The sequence below is a fragment of the Streptomyces sp. NPDC050636 genome (genome assembly GCF_040654775.1).
Classification (GTDB): Bacteria; Actinomycetota; Actinomycetes; order Streptomycetales; family Streptomycetaceae; genus Streptomyces.
In genome coordinates this window covers 1-17,709 of the sequence record NZ_JBFAIP010000116.1, presented here as the reverse complement: position 1 = coordinate 17,709, position 17,709 = coordinate 1, and the positions used below count along the sequence as shown (strand labels likewise).

17 protein-coding genes and 1 pseudogene are annotated in these 17,709 nt (G+C 70.8%); 8 read left to right on the top strand and 10 right to left on the bottom strand.

Annotated features, from left to right (window positions below):
• Window positions 1-98 precede the first annotated feature (98 nt).
• From moaA to AB0I10_RS36235, 3 genes are all read right to left on the bottom strand, one after another.
• Window positions 99-1,088 (bottom strand): GTP 3',8-cyclase MoaA, encoded by a 990-nt coding sequence (moaA, locus tag AB0I10_RS36245; protein WP_363156994.1) that lies wholly within the window; start codon window positions 1,086-1,088, stop codon window positions 99-101.
• Window positions 1,089-1,255: 167 nt separating this feature from the next.
• Window positions 1,256-2,893 (bottom strand): cation acetate symporter, encoded by a 1,638-nt coding sequence (locus tag AB0I10_RS36240; RefSeq protein WP_363156993.1) that lies wholly within the window; start codon window positions 2,891-2,893, stop codon window positions 1,256-1,258.
• Window positions 2,890-3,255: a DUF485 domain-containing protein gene (locus AB0I10_RS36235; protein WP_363156992.1), complete on the bottom strand. Its 366-nt coding sequence runs from the start codon at window positions 3,253-3,255 to the stop codon at window positions 2,890-2,892. Before AB0I10_RS36235 ends, AB0I10_RS36240 begins: the two co-directional genes overlap by 4 nt.
• Window positions 3,256-3,492: 237 nt before the next feature.
• On the opposite strand from AB0I10_RS36235, the gene AB0I10_RS36230 reads away from it, so the two are divergent.
• Both AB0I10_RS36230 and AB0I10_RS36225 read left to right on the top strand, forming a co-directional pair.
• A complete protein-coding gene (locus tag AB0I10_RS36230) occupies window positions 3,493-3,687 on the top strand; it encodes a hypothetical protein (protein WP_363156991.1) in 195 nt (64 codons plus the stop codon).
• Between the two features lie 215 nt (window positions 3,688-3,902).
• On the top strand, window positions 3,903-5,417 hold the full coding sequence (locus AB0I10_RS36225; protein WP_363156990.1) for a S8 family serine peptidase: 1,515 nt from the start codon (window positions 3,903-3,905) through the stop codon (window positions 5,415-5,417).
• A 48-nt stretch (window positions 5,418-5,465) separates the two neighbouring features.
• Here AB0I10_RS36225 and AB0I10_RS36220 read toward each other — a convergent pair whose 3' ends face one another.
• The 7 genes and pseudogenes from AB0I10_RS36220 to AB0I10_RS36190 form a co-directional block, all read right to left on the bottom strand.
• Window positions 5,466-6,155 (bottom strand): lysoplasmalogenase, encoded by a 690-nt coding sequence (locus tag AB0I10_RS36220; RefSeq protein WP_363156989.1) that lies wholly within the window; start codon window positions 6,153-6,155, stop codon window positions 5,466-5,468.
• Window positions 6,152-7,069 carry a sterol desaturase family protein gene (locus tag AB0I10_RS36215; RefSeq protein ID WP_363156988.1) on the bottom strand — a complete coding sequence of 306 codons (918 nt, stop codon included), beginning with the start codon at window positions 7,067-7,069 and terminating at the stop codon, window positions 6,152-6,154. The genes AB0I10_RS36220 and AB0I10_RS36215 overlap by 4 nt, the downstream gene beginning before the upstream one ends.
• Before the next feature lie 116 nt (window positions 7,070-7,185).
• A pseudogene (locus AB0I10_RS36210) lies at window positions 7,186-7,386 on the bottom strand (PIN domain-containing protein); the annotation flags it as partial.
• 76 nt (window positions 7,387-7,462) lie between these two features.
• Window positions 7,463-8,710 (bottom strand): amidohydrolase family protein, encoded by a 1,248-nt coding sequence (locus AB0I10_RS36205; RefSeq protein WP_363156986.1) that lies wholly within the window; start codon window positions 8,708-8,710, stop codon window positions 7,463-7,465.
• Window positions 8,703-9,983, bottom strand: a complete 1,281-nt coding sequence (locus tag AB0I10_RS36200; RefSeq protein ID WP_363156985.1) for an amidohydrolase family protein — start codon at window positions 9,981-9,983, stop codon at window positions 8,703-8,705. Before AB0I10_RS36200 ends, AB0I10_RS36205 begins: the two co-directional genes overlap by 8 nt.
• Before the next feature lie 54 nt (window positions 9,984-10,037).
• Window positions 10,038-10,922, bottom strand: a complete 885-nt coding sequence (locus tag AB0I10_RS36195) for an SDR family NAD(P)-dependent oxidoreductase (RefSeq protein WP_363156984.1) — start codon at window positions 10,920-10,922, stop codon at window positions 10,038-10,040.
• Window positions 10,913-11,719, bottom strand: a complete 807-nt coding sequence (locus AB0I10_RS36190; protein WP_363156983.1) for an acetoacetate decarboxylase family protein — start codon at window positions 11,717-11,719, stop codon at window positions 10,913-10,915. Before AB0I10_RS36190 ends, AB0I10_RS36195 begins: the two co-directional genes overlap by 10 nt.
• A gap of 117 nt (window positions 11,720-11,836) precedes the next feature.
• Between AB0I10_RS36190 and AB0I10_RS36185 the strand changes: the two genes are divergently transcribed.
• The 6 genes from AB0I10_RS36185 (at window position 11,837) to AB0I10_RS36160 (ending at window position 17,626) form a co-directional block, all read left to right on the top strand.
• Entirely contained in the window at window positions 11,837-12,523 is a 687-nt protein-coding gene (locus AB0I10_RS36185; RefSeq protein ID WP_363156982.1) for a TetR family transcriptional regulator, read from the top strand.
• Window positions 12,524-12,716: 193 nt separating this feature from the next.
• A complete protein-coding gene (locus AB0I10_RS36180; protein ID WP_363156981.1) occupies window positions 12,717-13,763 on the top strand; it encodes a DEDDh family exonuclease in 1,047 nt (348 codons plus the stop codon).
• A 63-nt stretch (window positions 13,764-13,826) separates the two neighbouring features.
• Window positions 13,827-14,060 carry a hypothetical protein gene (locus AB0I10_RS36175; protein ID WP_363156980.1) on the top strand — a complete coding sequence of 78 codons (234 nt, stop codon included), beginning with the start codon at window positions 13,827-13,829 and terminating at the stop codon, window positions 14,058-14,060.
• Window positions 14,061-14,166: 106 nt separating this feature from the next.
• Window positions 14,167-15,018 (top strand): SURF1 family protein, encoded by an 852-nt coding sequence (locus AB0I10_RS36170; RefSeq protein WP_363156979.1) that lies wholly within the window; start codon window positions 14,167-14,169, stop codon window positions 15,016-15,018.
• Between the two features lie 29 nt (window positions 15,019-15,047).
• Entirely contained in the window at window positions 15,048-16,865 is a 1,818-nt protein-coding gene (locus AB0I10_RS36165) for a glycoside hydrolase family 15 protein (RefSeq protein ID WP_363156978.1), read from the top strand.
• A gap of 5 nt (window positions 16,866-16,870) precedes the next feature.
• Window positions 16,871-17,626 (top strand): SDR family oxidoreductase, encoded by a 756-nt coding sequence (locus AB0I10_RS36160; protein ID WP_363156977.1) that lies wholly within the window; start codon window positions 16,871-16,873, stop codon window positions 17,624-17,626.
• Window positions 17,627-17,709: the final 83 nt, after the last annotated feature.

Below are 17,709 nucleotides of genomic sequence, written 5' to 3'. Positions count from 1 at the left end.
CGGAGCGGCCCGATAGCGGAGCTATTGGGACGTTTCGGCAACGCCGCGAGGTGCCGTGCCAGGCGCCGCGGGCCCGGCCATGACCCATCGGACAGGCCCTAGCCGCCGATTGCGGACATCGGACGGTCGGGCTGGAGGAAGGACGGGTCGTCCAGCCCGGAGCCCGCCTTCTTGCCCCACATCGCGAGCTTCCATATGCGGGCGATCTCGGCATCGGGCGCATCCGAGCGCAGCGCCGCACGCAGATCCGTCTCCTCGGTGGCGAAGAGACAGGTGCGGACCTGGCCGTCGGCCGTCAGGCGGGTGCGGTCGCAGGCGCGGCAGAACGGGCGGGTGACGGAGGCGATGACGCCCACGCGGTGCGGGCCGCCGTCCACGGTCCAGCGCTCGGCGGGTGCGGAGCCGCGCTCGTCCTGGGTCTCGGCGGTCAGCTCGAAGCGGGTGCGCAGGGAGGCGAGGATGTCCCCGGCGGTGATCATGCCGTCGCGCTTCCAGCCGTGCTGGGCGTCCAACGGCATCTGCTCGATGAAGCGGAGCTCGTAGTCGCTTTCGATCGCCCAGGCCAGCAGGTCGGGGGCCTCGTCGTCGTTGAGGGACGGCATGAGGACGGTATTGACCTTGACCGGGGTGAGGCCGGCGGCGCGGGCCGCTTCCAGGCCGCGCAGGACGTCGTCATGGCGTTTGCGGCGGGTCATCTTCTGGAAGACGTCGGGCCGCAGGGTGTCGAGGGAGACATTGACGCGGTCCAGGCCGGCGGCGCGCAGTGCGGCGGCGGTGCGCTGGAGGCCGATGCCGTTGGTGGTCAGCGACATCTGGGGGCGGGGGGTGAGCGCCGCGACGCGCTCGACGATGCCGACCAGGCCGGGGCGGAGCAGCGGCTCGCCGCCGGTGAAGCGGACCTCTTCGATCCCGAGGTCGCGCACGGCGATGCCGATCAGGCGGACGATCTCGTCATCGGTGAGCAGATCGGGCTTGGCGAGCCATTGCAGGCCCTCTTCGGGCATGCAGTACGTACATCGCAGATTGCAGCGGTCGGTCAGCGAAACGCGCAGGTCGGTGGCCACGCGACCGTAAGTGTCGATGAGCACTAGGCCCCCTCCCCGGACAGTGGTGGATCAGTACGCCTTCGAGCCTACGCGATGGGTACGACAGCGGGCAGGCGTGAGAAGCACGAGGTGGGCGGGGTGGCGTCGTAGATCTCTACGACGCCACCCCGCCCCGGGGCTGTAGGGAAGGCTCAGTGCGCGGGGAAGGCTCAGTGCGCTCCGGTTCCGGTCAGCGAGCGGACCTCCAACTCGGCGTACTTCTTGGCGTCCGGCTCCTCCTTGGAGAGCAGGGATCCCAGCCAGCCGAGCAGGAAGCCCAGCGGGATGGAGATCAGGCCCGGGTTCTCCAGCGGGAAGAAGCCGAAGTCCGCAGCGGGGAACATCGAGGTCTCCTTGCCGGAGACCACCGGCGAGAAGAGGACCAGGAGGACGGAGGAGGCGAGGCCGCCGTAGATGGACCAGAGGGCGCCCTGGGTGGTGAAGCGCTTCCAGAACAGGCTGTAGAGAATCGTCGGGAGGTTGGCGGAGGCGGCGACCGCGAAGGCGAGTGCCACCAGGCCGGCGACGTTCAGGCCGCGGGCGAAGACGCCGAGGATGATCGCCACGGAGCCGATGCCGACGGTCGCCCAGCGGGCCGCGCCGACCTCCTCCCGTTCGGTGGCCTTGCCCCTGCGGAGGACGTTGACGTACAGGTCGTGCGCGAAGGAGGAGGACGAGGCGAGAGTGAGGCCGGCGACCACGGCGAGGATCGTGGCGAACGCGACCGCGGAGATGACGGCGAGCAGGATGGCGCCGCCGGTGGAGCCGGGGCCGCCGCCGATCTCCTGGGCGAGCAGCGGGGCGGCGGTGTTGCCCGCCTTGTTGTCGGCGGTGATCGTGCCGGGCTTGAGGAGGGCGGCGGCGCCGAAGCCGAGCGCGATGGTCATCAGGTAGAAGACGCCGATGATGCCGATCGCCCAGTTCACGGACTTACGGGCGGCCTTCGCCGTGGGCACCGTGTAGAAGCGGATGAGGATGTGCGGCAGGCCCGCGGTGCCCAGGACGAGGGCGATGCCCAGCGAGATGAAGTCGATCTTGGATGTCGCGTTGGCGCCGTACTTGAGGCCCGGCTCAAGGAACGAGGAGCCCTTGCCGCTGTTCTCGGCGGCGGCGCCGAGCAGCGTGGAGATGTTGAAGTTGAACTTGAGCGCCACCAGGAACGTGATCAGCAGGGTGCCGGCGATCAGCAGCACCGCCTTGACCATCTGGACCCACGTGGTGCCCTTCATGCCGCCGATGGTGACGTAGAGGATCATCACGATGCCGACGAGGATGACGACCAGGATCTTGCCCGCCTCGCTGGTGATACCGAGCAGCAGGGTGACCAGGGCGCCCGCGCCGGCCATCTGGGCGAGCAGATAGAAGATCGAGACGACGATGGTGGAGGTGCCGGCGGCGGTACGGACCGGGCGCTGGCGCATCCGGTAGGCGAGGACGTCGCCCATGGTGAACCGGCCGGAGTTGCGCAGCGGTTCGGCGACCAGGAGGAGGGCGACGAGCCAGGCCACCAGGAAGCCGATGGAGTAGAGGAAGCCGTCATAGCCGAAGAGGGCGATGGCGCCGGCGATGCCGAGGAAGGACGCGGCGGACATGTAGTCGCCGGAGATGGCGAGGCCGTTCTGGAATCCGCTGAACTGCCTGCCGCCGGCGTAGAAGTCCTCCGCCCCCTTGGTCTGCCGGCCGGCCCAGACGGTGATGCCGAGGGTGGCGGCGACGAAGACCGCGAACAGGGTGATGATCAGGGGGCGGTGCTCGCCCGCGCCGCCGGCCGCGAGCTGGAGCGCGAGGGGCTGCTGCGTGAGGTTCATGCGTCATCCTCCTTGCGGAGGGTGACGCCCTCCAGGCGGGACTTGATGGCCTCGGCCTTGGGGTCGAGCTTGGCTGCGGCGTGCCGGGAGTACCACCAGGCGATCAGGAACGTCGTGACGAACTGGGCCACACCGAGGACGAAGGCGACATTGACGTTGCCGAACAGCTTGGTCCCCATGAAGCCGCCGGCGTAGCTCGACAGCAGGACGTACGCGAGGTACCAGAGGATGAAGGCGACGGTCAGCGGGAAGGCGAACGACCGGTGGGCGCGGCGCAGTTGGGCGAATTCCGGGCTCGACTGCGCTTCGGAGTAGTCGGGCGGCTCATGCGTTCCCGAGTCCTTGGGCGGTGCGATGCTCACGGCATCTCCTGACGCGATGGGGGTACCCCCTGCTCGAGCGCAGTCGAGAGCTTGGGGGAGGCTGGTGGAAAGGCCGACGATAAAGCCTGGTTAAGTGATCCGGATCACGCATGGTAGGGCCGTGGCAATCGATGCGACAGAGGGGCGTTGGTTGAAATCCAGAAGAAATTACCGGCGGAACCAGAGGAATGCCCGCGCCGACCGCCACCGCTCGCGGGGCGCTTCGTTGAGCCGGGTGTGAATCCGCCGCCCTCGCAGGCCCCGCAGCCGCCAGGTTCCCCCCGGCGCCCGTACGGCAGCGTCCGGCTGCCGGCTCCGCTCGCCGTCACCCCGGTGGTACGACGGCCGGCCGGAACGGAGCCGCGCCGCTGGTACGGCCCCCGGATCGCCCTGCCACCGCTGAGCATCGGCGCGCTGCGCCGTCAGTCCTGACGCCACGAGAGTTCCTGCGGCGCACTCGACGCCCGCGTACTCGACGCCCGCGTACTCGGCGCCCACGCACTGACAACACGTCAGTTTGCTGTCTCTAAAGTGATTTTCTCCCATTCCATTGCTGTACGTCAGTGATCGCCGATAACTTCACGTGTCATGCACCCGCCCGTGCGCAACCCGCGCACGGGCGGTCTCACGGATGATGTGGAGTACCCATGGCACATCCCCGATCCAGACGGGCGCGGGCGCTGGCCGTACCGCTCGGACTGGCTCTGACGGCGTCCCTCGGCTTCCTCCCGAACGCGGCCACCGCCGCGTCCCCGGATTCCGTCCCCGCCGCCGCGGTGTCGACCGACGGCCCGCTGCTGTCGTACGTCGTGAACACCACGCCGGACCACGCCACGGTCGGCAAGGTGGCGAAGGCGATAGCCAAGGCCGGCGGGAAGGTGATCACCAGCCATGAGCAGATAGGCGTGATCGTCGTCCACTCGGCCAACCCCAAGTTCGCCGCGACCATACGGGGCGTGAGCGGTGTGCAGTCGGCGGGTGCGACCCGCACCGCGCCGCTCAAGCCCTCCGGCACCACCGACGTCGGCAAGCCGCAGAAGGTGAACCTGCCGGCGTCGCAGCTCAAGGCGGCCGGCACGACGGCGAAGGCGAACGGCCAGGAGCCGTTGGAGCCGCTCCAGTGGGACCTGCCCACGATCAAGGCCGACAAGGCCGCGAAGGTGAACCCCGGCAGCAAGGACGTCACCGTCGCCGTCATCGACACCGGCGTGGACGACACCCACCCGGATCTGAGGCCGAACTTCTCGGCGAAGCAGTCGGCCAACTGCGTGGGTGGCGTGGCCGATACGTCCAAGGGGTCCTGGCGCCCCTACGACCCGGAGAACGACTACCACGGCACGCATGTCGCGGGTTCGATCGCCGCGGCCCGCAACGGCGCCGGCGTGGCGGGTGTCGCCCCGGGCGTGAAGATCTCCGCCATCAAGGTCAGCGAGCCCGAGACGAGCCTCTTCTTCGCCGAGAGCGTGGTGTGTGCCTTCGTCTTCGCGGCCGAGCACGGCGTCGAGGTCACCAACAACAGCTACTACGTCGACCCGTGGATGTTCAACTGCAAGGATGATGCCGACCAGGCCGCCATTCTTGACGCGGTCGGCCGGGCCGCGAAGTACGCCGAGCGCAAGGGCGCGATCAATGTCGCCGCGGCCGGCAACTCCAACCTCGACCTGGCGGCCGACAAGCTGGTCGACACCTCAAGCCCCAACGACTCGACCCCGGTCGAGCGCACCATCAGCCCGAAGACCTGCTGGGATGTGCCCACCCAGCTGCCCGGCACGGTGACCGTCGCGGCGACCGGCGTCAACAAGGCCAAGTCGTACTACTCGAACTTCGGCCTGGGTCCGGTCGATGTTGCGGCCCCGGGCGGCGACAAGACGCAGGTCCCCGAGCTGCCCGCCAAGAACGGCAACATCCTCTCCACGATGCCGGGCGGCGACTGGGCCTATCTGGCCGGTACGTCCATGGCGTCACCGCATGTCTCGGGCGTCGCGGCGCTGCTGAAGAGCGCGCACCCGAAGGCCAGCCCGCAGGAGATCCAGTGGCTGCTCAAGGCGCAGGCCGACAACCCCGGCTGCCCCACGGGTGACGCCACCTGCACCGGCACGAAGCATGTCAACAGCCACTTCGGCTACGGCATCGTCGACGCGCTGGACGCAGTGAAGAAGTAGGCCGGGTGCATCAGGCCGGGTAGGTCAGGCCATGTGAGTCCAGCGACTTCACCGGAGGGCCGGGTGGTTCACCGCCCGGCCCTCTGGGCTGTCCGCGGCGGCCCGCAGTACGCCGCCGGCCAGCGCAATCTGGGCCGTGGCATAGGTGAGCATGATCCAGAACTGCGGGGCCGGCAGCTGCGGCCAGTGGGCGATACCGCTCGCGATCAAGGTGTCCGAGAGCAGGAAGAGCAGCCCGCCGAGCGCGGCCCACGGGCCCGCCCGGAGCGCGCCGAACGCCATCGCGGTGAGCAGCAGGCTGTAGCCGGCCACCGGGATCCGCAACTCGGGCGGCAGATCCGGCCACAGCAGCGCCACGGTGGCGGCCAGCACAATCGCGTACGCCCCGGCCGCCGCGGCCGTACGGGACCGCGGCCCGGCCATCGTCGCCCCGCGCCGAGCGAACAGCACCAGATAGCAGATGTGCCCGGCGGCGAACGAGCCCATCCCCAGCAGGAAGACGGTCTCGCCGCCGATCTGGAGCAAGGTGTCGCCGCCGCAGCCGAAGAGCAGCGCGGCAGCCAGCAGCGGCGGGCCGCCGCGGGCCAGCGCATATCCGGCGAGCACCGGCATCAGCGCGGGCTTGGTGAGGTGCTCGATGGCCGTCGCTCCCCCGAGCAGCGCTGCGAGGTGCACGACGACCAGCACGGTGAACAGCCCGAGCAGCGGCCGTACGGCCCGGGGCCAACGAGCCGTCACGCGGCCGGCTCCTGGACCGAGCCGCGCCCCGTCGTCCCCTTGCCGCCGCCCTTCACAGGCAGTCGGCCCTCCGCTCCGGTCCGGTCGGCCGGCTGCCAGCCCGGCCCGCGGAACACCCGCCCGGCGCGCTCGCGCCAGCTGCTCGCGGCCCGTACGTCGCGCGCGATGGCGGCGTACTCATGGGTGGCCACCCGTAGCGGGTTGAAGCTCTCGATGTTCTTGGTGAGGCCGTAGACCGGCCGCTCCGTCTCGGGGACGAACGAGCCGAACATCCGGTCCCAGATGATCAGGATCCCGCCGAAGTTGCGGTCCAGGTAGCCGCCCTGCGAGGCGTGGTGGACGCGGTGGTGGGAGGGCGTGTTGAGCACGAACTCGAACGGCCGGGGCAGCTTGCCGACCCGCTCGGTGTGCACCCAGAACTGGTAGACGAGGTTGGCCCCGGAGCAGAACGCGATGGCCGCCGGGTGCACGCCGAGCGCGATCATCGGGAGGTAGAACGGCCAGACGGTCCAGGTCGTCCACGGCTGGCGGAGCGCGGTGGTGAGGTTGAACTTCTTGCTGGAGTGGTGCACCACATGGCAGGCCCACAGGATGCGGATGACGTGGTGCCCGCGGTGCGACCAGTAGTAGAAGAAGTCCTGCGCGAGCAGCATCAGCAGCAGCGTCCACCACAGCACGGGGACGCGCAGCGGGGTGAGCTCGTAGACCGCGGCGTAGATCGCCACGATCGGTATCTTCCAGAGCGCGTCGAACACGAGGCTGCCCAGCCCCATGCCGACGCTGGTGGCCGCGTCCTTGGCTTCGTAGCCCGCCGCTTCCTCCTCGGGATGCAGGCGATAGCTCACCATCTCCACCACGGTGAGCAGGACAAAGGCCGGTACGGACCACAAAACGACATCGGGCAGGTGCGGCATGCCCCGCACCATAAGGGCGGTGACGGCGGTGCCGCTAGGGGTTGTTACCGATAAGTATGTGAGACGGGGTGTCAGCTGAGCGGGGGCGACTTACCGTCGGTAGCCTTCCGGCGGCGTCAGGCGCTGATCATGCGGGTCGGCTGACCACTGACGGCGGCAATGGCCTCGAAGTCGCGGTCGCAGTGCACCAGAGTCAGCCCCAGGATTTCCGCGGTGGCGGCGACGACAAGATCCACAGGGCCGGCACTGCGATGCCGGCCCTGTTCAGTGAGCAGTCGCTGGACCTCGCGAGCCCTGCGGTGGGCCCCGTCGGGGACCCACCTCCTCGGGTATATACGCGAGATCGTTACGTATACACGGCGCAGTGGCGGCCGTCCTCAGCCGCAGCACCCGTCACCACACCCGCACCGCCCCACCCGGAGCGAACGCCGGGCTGGTGGCGTCTGCCGGGGTCTTCTCCAGGGGTTCGGCGAGTTCGGTGACGGTGGGGCCGACGCGGGCGGCCACGGGGGCGAGGCGGGTCAGGTCGAAGCCGTAGACGCGGGCGGCGTTGCCGCCGAGCATTGCGGTCACCTCGGGGGCCGGGAGGCCGGCGTAGGCGAAGCGGAGCGCCTCGCGGGAGTAGGGGTGGGTGCCCTCGTCGTGGGGGTAGTCGCTGCCCCACATGATCTTGTCCAGGCCGATGCGGTGGCGGAGCGGGACCTCGTGCGGGCGCATGAAGCTGGCGCCGACGTAGCAGTGTTCGCGCCAGATGTCGGCCGGGGTCGCGCCCATCGTCTCCGCCAGGCCCGCGCCGAACTTGGACTCGGCGGTCGCCGTCCGGGCCGCCGCCGTCACCAGGCGGCCGTGGTAGTAGTCGAGCATCTCCAGGACGCCGGGAATCCAGCCGGAGCCCTGTTCGGTGAGGACGAGCTTCAGGCCCGGGTGGCGGCGGAAGGCCCCGCCGAAGATCAGGTGCCAGAGGGCACGGTGCGAGAACCACGTGGTCTCCACCATGAAGACGGCGCGGGCGGCGGGCTCGTCGCCGAGCGGCGGGGAGGCCGAGCCGCCGTGGTGGTTGACGGGGACGTCGAGTTCGGCGCAGACCGCCCAGAGCGGGTCGTAGACCTCGGAGTGCAGGTCGGGCAGGCCGGAGCCGGGCGGGGTGCCGGGGAGCATGATGCCGCCGGTGAGGCCGGCGTCCTTCGCCCAGCGGACTTCCCGGACGGCCTGCCCGACGTCGTTGAGGAGGATCTGGGCGACGCCGGCCCGCCGGCCCGGGGCGTCCGCGCAGAAGTCGGCGAGCCAGCGGTTGTGCGCGCGCAGGCCCGCCCAGCGCTGCTCGAACTCCTCGCGGGTGGGCGCCGGGGCCATCAGGGACGCAGAGGGGAAGAAGGGAGGGATGGTGTTCGGGAAGACGACTTCGGCGACGATGCCGTCCGCCTCCAGCTCGGCCAGGCGGCGGGCGGAGTTCCAGTTGCGGTCGGCGGTGTCGGCGAGCAGGTCCGCGTGCGGGTTGATGTAGGTGGCCGCCCAGGCGTCGAACGCGTCGTGGTGATGGGCGGGCAGGTACGGCCGGTAGTCGAGGAGGTCGGCGCCGGCGTGGCAGTCGGCGGAGATCACGGTGTAGCGCTGCTCGGCGGTGGTCCCGGCGTCAGTCATTGCCCACTCCTACGTACGGGAAGTCGAATCCGGTGAGCCAGTGCCGGCCGGTCTCCCGGGCGCGGCGCCAGGACGCCTCGACGGGCCCCTGGTCGGCGGACTGGCCGAGGTCCGCCGGGGTGGGGCCGATCCGGCGGGCCACCGGGGCCAGCGCGGCGCGGTCGAAGCCGAAGATCTCGGCGGCGGATTCGCCGAGCATCCGGCGGGTCTCGCCGACGGGGATGTCGTGGAAGGTGTCGCGCAGCCACTGGCCGGTGTTCGGCCAAGTGCCTTCCGGATGCGGGTAGTCCGAGCCCCAGAGGATGTTGTCGACGCCGATCTCGTAGCGCTGGGCGAGTTCGCGGCGTTTGGTGTTGGTCGCGCAGATGAAGATGTTGCGGTCCAGGTAGGCGTGCGGTGGACGCTTGAGCTCGGCGAACGGGGAGAGTTTCTTGCCGCCGTGTGCGCCGAGGTAGAGCCGGTCCATGAACCAGAGCAGGTTGGGGAGCCACCAGCAGCCGGATTCGGCGACGCCGAAGCGCAGGTCCGGGTGGCGTTCGAAGACGCCGGACCAGAGCATGAACCACAGCGGGCGGGCCGGCCACCAGGTGACCTCGGAGACGAAGATGCCGAGGTGGTCGCCGTACTCCTGGCGGGGCGCGGCGCCGGAGTGGGTGATGACCGGCATCCGTGCCTCGGCGGCGGCCGCCCAGACCGGGTCGTAACGGCGGTCGTGGTAGGGCGCCTTGTCCGCCCACATCGCGGGGATCATCAGCGCGCCGAGACCGGATTCCCTGGCGCGGTGGATCTCGGCGACGGCCCGGTCGACGTCGCCGGTGATGGGCAGCAGCGCGACGCCGCAGTGGCGTTCGGGTTCGTGCGCGCAGAGTTCGGCGAGCCAGCGGTTGTGCGCCTGGGCGCCCGCCATGCCCAGTTCGGGGTCCTGGTCGCCGGAGAGGCCGAGCCCGACGCCGAAGGGCGCGGCGGTCCGGCTGTCCACGGCGTCCGCGTCGGGGAAGACGACCTCGGCCGCCACCCCGTCGCCGTCCAGCTCCTTGCTGCGGCGGGCCGGGTCCCAGCCGCCGCGCAGCCCTTCCTCGTGGTCGCGGAACCAGGCCTCGGCGAACGCGTCGTTGCGGACGCCGAGACGCGTCATCGCGGCGCGGCGCGCGTCCCGCTGGCCGAGGAACTCGTCGAAGTCGCGATGGAAGCGGGCGTCCAGATAGGGCCGGTACTCCTCGGTGGGCAGTCCGGCGTGGCAGTCGGAGGAGATGATCAGGTATGGGTCGGTCATTCCGGTCCCCTCAATCGGTCGGTCGGTCGAGGAATCGGTCCGTCAGGAATTCGGTCAGTCGAGGATGAAGTTCTCCAGGTAGGCGGGGGCGGCGCGGTCGAGCATGGCGCGGGCCCTGGCCCAGATCTGGGCGTCGCTGTGCTCGCTCGGCGGCAGCATCCAGAAGCGGTCGGCCCGGATGCCGTCGACGACCTGCTCCGCGACGTCCTCGACCGGGGTGAACGCGATCTCCCGCCCGGCGTCCCGCATCGCCGCCTCCCACTGCGCCAGGCTGCGGTATGGCGTGCGGCGCGGCCGGGACTTGGCGTACCGCTGCGGCCGGTTGCGGTGCGACTCCCATAGGCCGGTACGGAGCATGTGCGGGCCGGGAAAGAGCACCGAGGCGCCGATGGGGGCGCGCTCCGCCTTGAGATGGGCGTACAGGGATTCCGTCATGGTCACCACGGCCGCCTTGGTGACGGCGTACACGGAGGCGGTGGGCAGTGGCGCGATCCCGCCGTCCGTCGAGGAGGTGTTGACGACATGGCCGGGCTCACCGGCCGCCAGCATCCGCGGCAGAAAGCACTGCACGCCGTGGAAGACGCCCCAGACATTGACCGCGAAGGCCCATTTCCAGTCGTTGGGCTCGTGTTCCCACATCCGCCCCTCGGCTCCAGAGCCCACCCCGGCGTTGTTGCACAGCAGATGGACGGCGCCGAAGGTCTCGTACGCGGCCGCGGCGAGCGAGGCGACCTCCTCCCGTACGCCGACGTCCACGGCGCGTGCCAGCACCTCGGCGCCCTCGGCGATCAGCTCGTCGGCGGCGGCGCGCAGCGGCTCCTCCTCGACGTCCGCGAGCACGACCTTCAGTCCCCCGGCGGCGAAGCGGCGCGCCATGGCCAGGCCGATACCGCTCGCGGCGCCGGTGACGACGGCGACCTGTCCCGCCCTCAGTTCCATCGGACGCTGCCTTCGGGCGGGCCGTCGAGGATCTGCCGGGGGTCGTCGTAGCGCTGGTGGATGTACGGCAGCAGGGCCCGGGCGCTGACCCGCTCGACGACCCGGCCCTTCTGGTCGGTGGTCTTCCGGCCGATGGTGATCCCGACGAGGGTGTGTACGGGGAGGTCGGCGACGGGGTCGTACACCGACTCCCGCAGGACCACGTCCCCGGTGATCCGCTCCAGCTTCCGGACCTTCTCGTTGCGCACGCAGTGCACCAGCACCGGGTCGACGTCGAACCCCGAACCGTCCACGGCGGGAAGGAACTTGAAGTAGAAGTCGGTCCTCCGGGCGGGCTCCGGGGTGGGCAGCGGACTGTCCACCGCGCCGCGCACCTCGACGAAGGCGATGCCGTGCCGGGCGAGCGTGGCGCGTACGACCGGGCCCTGGCGCTCGACGGTGACCTCGCCCAGCTTCTTGGGCTCGCCGAAGACCTCGCGTCCGCCGATGAGGGCCCGCTCGTGGGTCATCGGCATGACGAGCGGATACCAGCCCTCGACGCCGTTGTGCTCGGCCGCGACGGCCACCGAGCCCGCGCCCAGGGGGTAGCCGGGCAGCTCGACCGTGCTGATGTTGGCTCGTACCAGGGGGCGTGCGGTGGGTTTGAGCGGCGGCGGCAGTACGGCCGCGACCACATCCGGATCGGTCTCCCAGACGGCCGCCACACCCGTGGACCAGATGTCGGGAAGCCGGGAACTCCCGGTGCGCGCCGCCGCGATCTCCGCCTCGGTGCGTGCTCCGTAGCGTATGCGTGCCATGTCGTACCGCCCTTCGTCATCGGTGACTTGCGGGGGTCGTTCGAGGCGCCTGTAACACAGTTACACCGAGGGCGATGAAGGGTAAATAGGCGTGCACGAAACAGAGTTGGGGGACCCATGGCGCGACATCCGCTCACCCGCGAAGAGGTCATGGAGACCGCCGCGAGTCTGGTGAAACAGCAGGGCCCGCGCGCCCTGACGATGCGCAAGCTCGCCGCCGAGCTCGGCACCGCCGTCACCTCCATCTACTGGCACATCGGCAACCGCGAGTCGCTGCTGGACGCCCTGGTGGAACGCACCGTCCAGGAGATGGGCGCGATCCGTCCCACCGGGCGCACACCGCACGCACGCATCGTCTCGGTCGGCCGCGCGCTGCGTACGGCGCTGCGCGAGCGCCCCCAGCTGATCGCGATGGTGCACGAACGCGGTCTGACGGAGCGGATGTTCCTGCCCGCACAACAGGCACTGGTCCATGAGGCGCACGCCGCCGGGCTGCGCGGGGACCTGGCAGCCGAGGCGGTGCGCGCCGTCCAGTTCCAGGTCGTCGGCTTCGTCCTGGTCGAGCGCAACCGCGAGCGGTCGCCGGAGCAGCACCCCAGCGAGGGCGAGCTGTGGGACTCCCCCACCGCCGGGCACGATCCGGCGCTGGCCCGCGCGCTGGCCGGTCCCGTCGATGCCGAACAGCTCTTCCTGGTCTCGCTCGAAGCACTGGTGACGTCGCTGCTCGCGGCGGGCACAGGTACAGGCACGAGCACGGGCGCAGGTACGAGCACAGGTACGGGCACAGGTGCAGGTACGGCGTAGGCCAGGGGGCGCCCATGGTTTCCGGCGCGCGCCGGACGTCACCTCAACGAACCAAGGCACTACACCCGCCCCCAAGCTCTGAATGAGCAGGGCCCCCATCCCCCCGAAGGGGGGTGGGCGGCGGGGAAAAACAGCGGTATGCGGGCCACCGCGGTTCGGTGGCTGTCAGTGGCGGCCCGTATCCTCATTGACCATGCTCGAAGACCGCATGGCAGCAGACCGCTCGATCGCGCCGAAGATCGGACAGCAGCCGGGCCCGCAGACGCCGCCGGCTCCCTGGCCGTCCGAATACCCCCAGGGATACGCCGTCGTCGACGTGGAGACCACCGGCCTGGCCCGCGACGACCGGATCATCTCCGCCGCCGTGTATCAACTCGACGCACAGGGCGAGGTCCAGGACCACTGGTACACCCTCGTCAACCCGCAGCGGGACCCCGGCCCGGTCTGGATCCACGGTCTCACCAGCGCGGTGCTCGCCGACGCCCCGCTCTTCCCGGAGATCGTCCCGGAGCTGTCCCAGCGCCTGGAGGACCGGGTGCTGGTCGCGCACAACGCGATGTTCGACTGGTCGATGATCGCCCGTGAGTACGCCCGCGCCGCGGCGACCGCCCCGGTCCGCCAGCGGCTGTGCACCATCGCGCTCTCCAAGGAGCTGCGGCTGCCGCTGCCCAACCACAAGCTGGAGTCCCTCGCCGCCCATTACGGCGTCGTGCAGGAGCGCGCCCACCACGCACTGGACGACGCCCGGGTGCTCGCCGAGGCGTTCCGGCCCAGTCTGCGGCGGGCCGCGCGGGAGAAGCTGCGGCTGCCGCTGCTGAGCTGCCAGCCGCTGACGGAGTGGTCGGACTCCCCCGCGCCCCGGCAGCATTCCTCCGCGACGTCCTACCGCCCCACCTCCTGGCGGCCGTCCCGTAAGCGCCCGGCGTGCCCGTATCCCAACCCGGGGCGCTATGAAACCGGCGGCCGGCTCGTCCAGGGGATGCGGGTCGCCTTCTCGGGCGACACGTCCGTGGACCGCGAGCTGCTGGAGGACCGTGCGATCGAGGCCGGGCTGCATGTCGCCACGAGCCTGTCCCGGCTGACCAGCCTGCTGGTGACCAACGACCCCGACGCGCGGACCTCGAAGACCGCCAAGGCCCGCACGTTCGGCACGGTCGTGATCGACGAGGCGGCCTTCATGCAACTGCTTCAGGACGTAGAGCCGGCCACCCCCGCGGCCCAGGCGCCTGCGTCCGGGTGAAGCCCGGCCAACACACCCGCCGGCACCTCGCCCCACACCGGCGCCGCCCGCACCCTGTGGCGCATGGCACGTTGTGAGGTCTGCGGAAACGATTACGGCATGACGTTCGAGGTGCACGCGCAGGGCGCGGTGCATGTCTTCGACTGCTTCTCCTGCGCCATTCACCGCATGGCGCCGCTCTGTGAGCACTGCCGATGCCAGATCATCGGCCAGGGCGTCGAGGCCGACGGGCATTTCTACTGCGGCGCCCACTGCGCCCGCTCGGAGGGGAAGGTGGGCATCGTCGACAGAGTCTGAACCAGAGAGTCCGACACCGGACGTCGCGCCGCGGCACGATGTCCGCCCCGGCCCCCGGCAGGCCCCCCTGCCCGGGGGCCTGCGCCTCCCAGGTACCGTCGAAGCCGTGTACCGCTTCCTGTTGTCCCGGCAGTGGGTGATCCTCACCCTCGTGGGTCTCGCCCTGATCCCAGTCATGATCGAGCTGGGCTTCTGGCAGTTCCACCGCCATGAGCACAAGGTCGCGCAGAACCGGCTCATCGCGGACAGCCTGGCCGCCAAGCCGGTCCCGGTCACGGACCTCACCGCCCCCGGCCGGACACTGCCCCGGGGCGACATGTGGCGTCCGGTCACCGCCACCGGCACGTACGACACCGAGCACGAGGTCGTCGTCCGCCAGCGCACGGCCGCCGACGAGCAGAGCATCGGCTACTACGTCGTGACCCCGCTGGACCTCGGCAACGGCGGCACCGTGCTGGTCAACCGCGGCTGGATCTCCGCGGGCAACGACCTCACCACGTTCCCCAGCGTCCCGGCCGCCCCCAAGGGCAAGATCACCGTGACCGGCCGGATGATGGCCGACGAGACCACCGCCGGCAGCGGCATCAAGGACACCAAGGGCCTGCCCGCCCGCCAGGTCATGCTGATCAACAGCACCGAGCAGACGAAGCGGCTGGGCCGGCCGGTGCTCGGCGGCTATATCGAGCAGACCGCGCCCGAGCAGGCCGGCGGCAAGCCGGAGCTGGTGCCCGAGCCGGACCATGACAGCATCGGCCCGCACATGGCGTATGCGATCCAGTGGTGGCTGTTCGCGGCGGCCGTGCCGGTCGGCTGGGTCGTCCTGGTACGCCGCGAGCGCCGCGACCGGGCGGCGGCCGCCGAGGAGACGCGGCAGGCCCGGGAAGCGGGCGCAGCCGGGGCGGCGGAAGAGGAAGCGGCGCCGGCCCCCGTAGCCCGGACAGCCGCCACCACCGAGTAGCGATCCCGCCCGGCGGGAAGATCCGCTGCGTGCACCCACATCTAGAGGACTACGCCCTCATCGGCGATCTCCAGACCGCCGCTCTCGTCAGCCGCAAAGGCTCCATCGACTGGCTGTGCCTGCCCCGCTTCGACTCCGCCGCCTGCTTCGCCGCCCTCATCGGCGGCAAGGACAACGGCCACTGGCGGCTGGCCCCCAAGTCCTCCGACGCCCGGCCGCAGCGCTCCTACCGCGGCCATTCGCTGGTCCTGGACACCGTGTGGGAGACCCCGACCGGCAGCGTCAAGGTCACCGACTTCATGCCGCAGCGCGACCGGATGCCCGATGTCGTACGGATCGTCGAGGGCCTCCGGGGCAGGGTCGAGATGCACGGGGTGCTGCGGCTGCGGTTCGACTACGGGCGGGTGGTGCCCTGGGTGCGGCACCACCAGGGCTGCCGGGTCGCGATCGCCGGACCCGACTCGGTGTGGCTGCGCACCCCGCACGAATGCCGCACCTACGGGAAGGACTTCAGCACCCGCTCGGAGTTCACCGTCGCCGCCGGCGAGCGCACCGCGTTCGTGCTGACCTGGCACCCCTCGCACGAGCCGCGGCCGCGGCAGGTCGACCCGTTCGAGTCCCTCGACGCCACTCTGGAGGACTGGCACGCCTGGTCCGGGCGCTGCCGCTACAACGGCCCGCACCGCAACGCCGTGATCCGCTCGCTGATCACCCTCAAGGCCCTCACCTACGCGCCCACCGGCGGGATCGTCGCGGCCCCCACCACCTCGCTGCCCGAGGAACTCGGCGGCGTCCGCAACTGGGACTACCGCTACTGCTGGCTGCGCGACGCCAGCCTCACCCTGAACTCCCTGATCTCCGCCGGGTATCTGGAGGAGGCCGGCGCCTGGCGGGACTGGCTGCTGCGCGCGGTGGCCGGCGCCCCCGAAGACCTGCAGATCATGTACGGGCTGGCCGGCGAGCGCCGGCTGCCCGAATTCGAACTGCCCTGGCTGACCGGATACGCCGCCTCCGCCCCCGTACGCATCGGCAACGCCGCTGTCGAACAGTGCCAGCTCGATGTCTACGGCGAGGTGCTGGACTCCTTCCACATCGCGCGCACGGCGGGCCTGCCGTCGGAACCGCACGCCTGGAACATCCAGCGCGCGCTGGTGGACTACCTGGAGTCCACCTGGCGCGATCCCGACGAAGGGCTGTGGGAGATCCGCGGGCCGCGCCGGCACTTCGTGCACTCCAAGGTGATGGCCTGGGTCGCCGCGGACCGGGCGATCCGCGCCGTGGAGGCGTATCCGAAGCTCCGCGGGAACGTCGAGCGCTGGCGGGCGATGCGCAGCGACATCCACCGCGAGGTCTGCGAGCGGGGCTACGACGCCGAGCGCGGCACCTTCACCCAGTCCTACGGCTCCGTGGAACTGGATGCCGCGACCCTGCTGATCCCCCGTGTGGGCTTTCTGCCGGCCGGCGATCCGCGGGTCACAGGGACGATCGAAACCGTGCGCCGGGAGCTGTCCCTGCCCCACAGCCTCAAGGGAATGGGAGGTACTCCCATCGGCCTGGTGCGCCGTTACAGCACCGAAGGCCGCTCGGTCGACGGCCTGCCGGGCGGCGAGGGCGCCTTCCTGGTCTGCTCGTTCTGGCTCGCCGACGCGCTGGCCATGATCGGCCGCCGTGACGAGGCCCGCGCACTGTTCGAGCGGCTGCTGGCGCTGCGCAACGACGTGGGGCTGCTCTCCGAGGAGTACGACCCGGCCGCCCGGCGCCAACTGGGCAACTTCCCGCAGGCTTTCAGCCATATCGGCCTCGTGGGGACCGCCTTCGGACTGCTGGACGGCCCCGGGGCAGACTAGGGGCCATGGATCTTGGACTTACCGACCGGACTTACATCGTCACCGGCGCGACCCGCGGCCTCGGGTTCGCCACCGCCCGTGAACTGGTCGCCGACGGCGCCAATGTCGTGATCACCGGACGCACCGAGGAGAGCACCGCCGCGGCGGCCGCCACGCTGGGCGAGCGGGCCCTCGGGATCGCGGCCGACAACGCCGAACCGGACGCCGCCGCGCGCCTGGTGGCGGCAGCCCGTGAGCGGTTCGGCCGCTTCGACGGCGTCCTCATCAGCGTGGGCGGCCCGGCACCGGGCACGGCCGCCGACAACAGCGACGAACAGTGGCAGTCGGCCTTCGAGTCGGTCTTCCTCGGCGCGGTACGGCTGGCCCGCACGGCCGCCGCCGAACTGGACGAGGGCGGTGTGATCGGCTTCGTGCTGTCCGGCTCCGTGTACGAGCCGATCTCCGGCCTGACCATCTCCAACGGGCTCCGCCCCGGCCTCGCCGGCTTCGCGAAGTCGCTCTCCAACGAGCTGGGCCCGCGCGGCATCCGCGTCGTCGGCGTACTGCCCGGCCGGATCGCCACCGACCGGATGACCCAGCTCGACGCGCTCTCCGGGGACCCGGAAGGCACCCGCGCCCGCAACTCCGCGTCGATTCCACTGGGCCGCTACGGCAAGCCGGAGGAGTTCGGCCGGGCCGCGGCGTTCCTGCTCTCACCGGCCGCCTCGTACGTCACCGGGGTGATGGTGCCGGTGGACGGCGGGGCCCGGCACGGGTTCTGACGCGGAGGCGGCGGGCGGTGCGTGCCGGGCGGCCACAGGAAATCCTCGGCCGCGCCGCCGGCCGCCAGGGGTCGGTCCGGCCC

What these genes read in the sequence shown, in the direction of transcription:
- AB0I10_RS36240 (WP_363156993.1), bottom strand. Translation starts at nt 2,893, where the DNA reads ATGAACCTCACGCAGCAGCCCCTCGCGCTCCAGCTCGCGGCCGGCGGC.
- AB0I10_RS36195 (WP_363156984.1), bottom strand. Translation starts at nt 10,922, where the DNA reads ATGGAACTGAGGGCGGGACAGGTCGCCGTCGTCACCGGCGCCGCGAGC.
- AB0I10_RS36175 (WP_363156980.1), top strand. Translation starts at nt 13,827, where the DNA reads ATGGCACGTTGTGAGGTCTGCGGAAACGATTACGGCATGACGTTCGAG.
- AB0I10_RS36160 (WP_363156977.1), top strand. Translation starts at nt 16,871, where the DNA reads ATGGATCTTGGACTTACCGACCGGACTTACATCGTCACCGGCGCGACC.
- AB0I10_RS36190 (WP_363156983.1), bottom strand. Translation starts at nt 11,719, where the DNA reads ATGGCACGCATACGCTACGGAGCACGCACCGAGGCGGAGATCGCGGCG.
- AB0I10_RS36215 (WP_363156988.1), bottom strand. Translation starts at nt 7,069, where the DNA reads ATGCCGCACCTGCCCGATGTCGTTTTGTGGTCCGTACCGGCCTTTGTC.
- AB0I10_RS36180 (WP_363156981.1), top strand. Translation starts at nt 12,717, where the DNA reads ATGCTCGAAGACCGCATGGCAGCAGACCGCTCGATCGCGCCGAAGATC.
- AB0I10_RS36205 (WP_363156986.1), bottom strand. Translation starts at nt 8,710, where the DNA reads ATGACTGACGCCGGGACCACCGCCGAGCAGCGCTACACCGTGATCTCC.
- AB0I10_RS36185 (WP_363156982.1), top strand. Translation starts at nt 11,837, where the DNA reads ATGGCGCGACATCCGCTCACCCGCGAAGAGGTCATGGAGACCGCCGCG.
- AB0I10_RS36200 (WP_363156985.1), bottom strand. Translation starts at nt 9,983, where the DNA reads ATGACCGACCCATACCTGATCATCTCCTCCGACTGCCACGCCGGACTG.
- AB0I10_RS36225 (WP_363156990.1), top strand. Translation starts at nt 3,903, where the DNA reads ATGGCACATCCCCGATCCAGACGGGCGCGGGCGCTGGCCGTACCGCTC.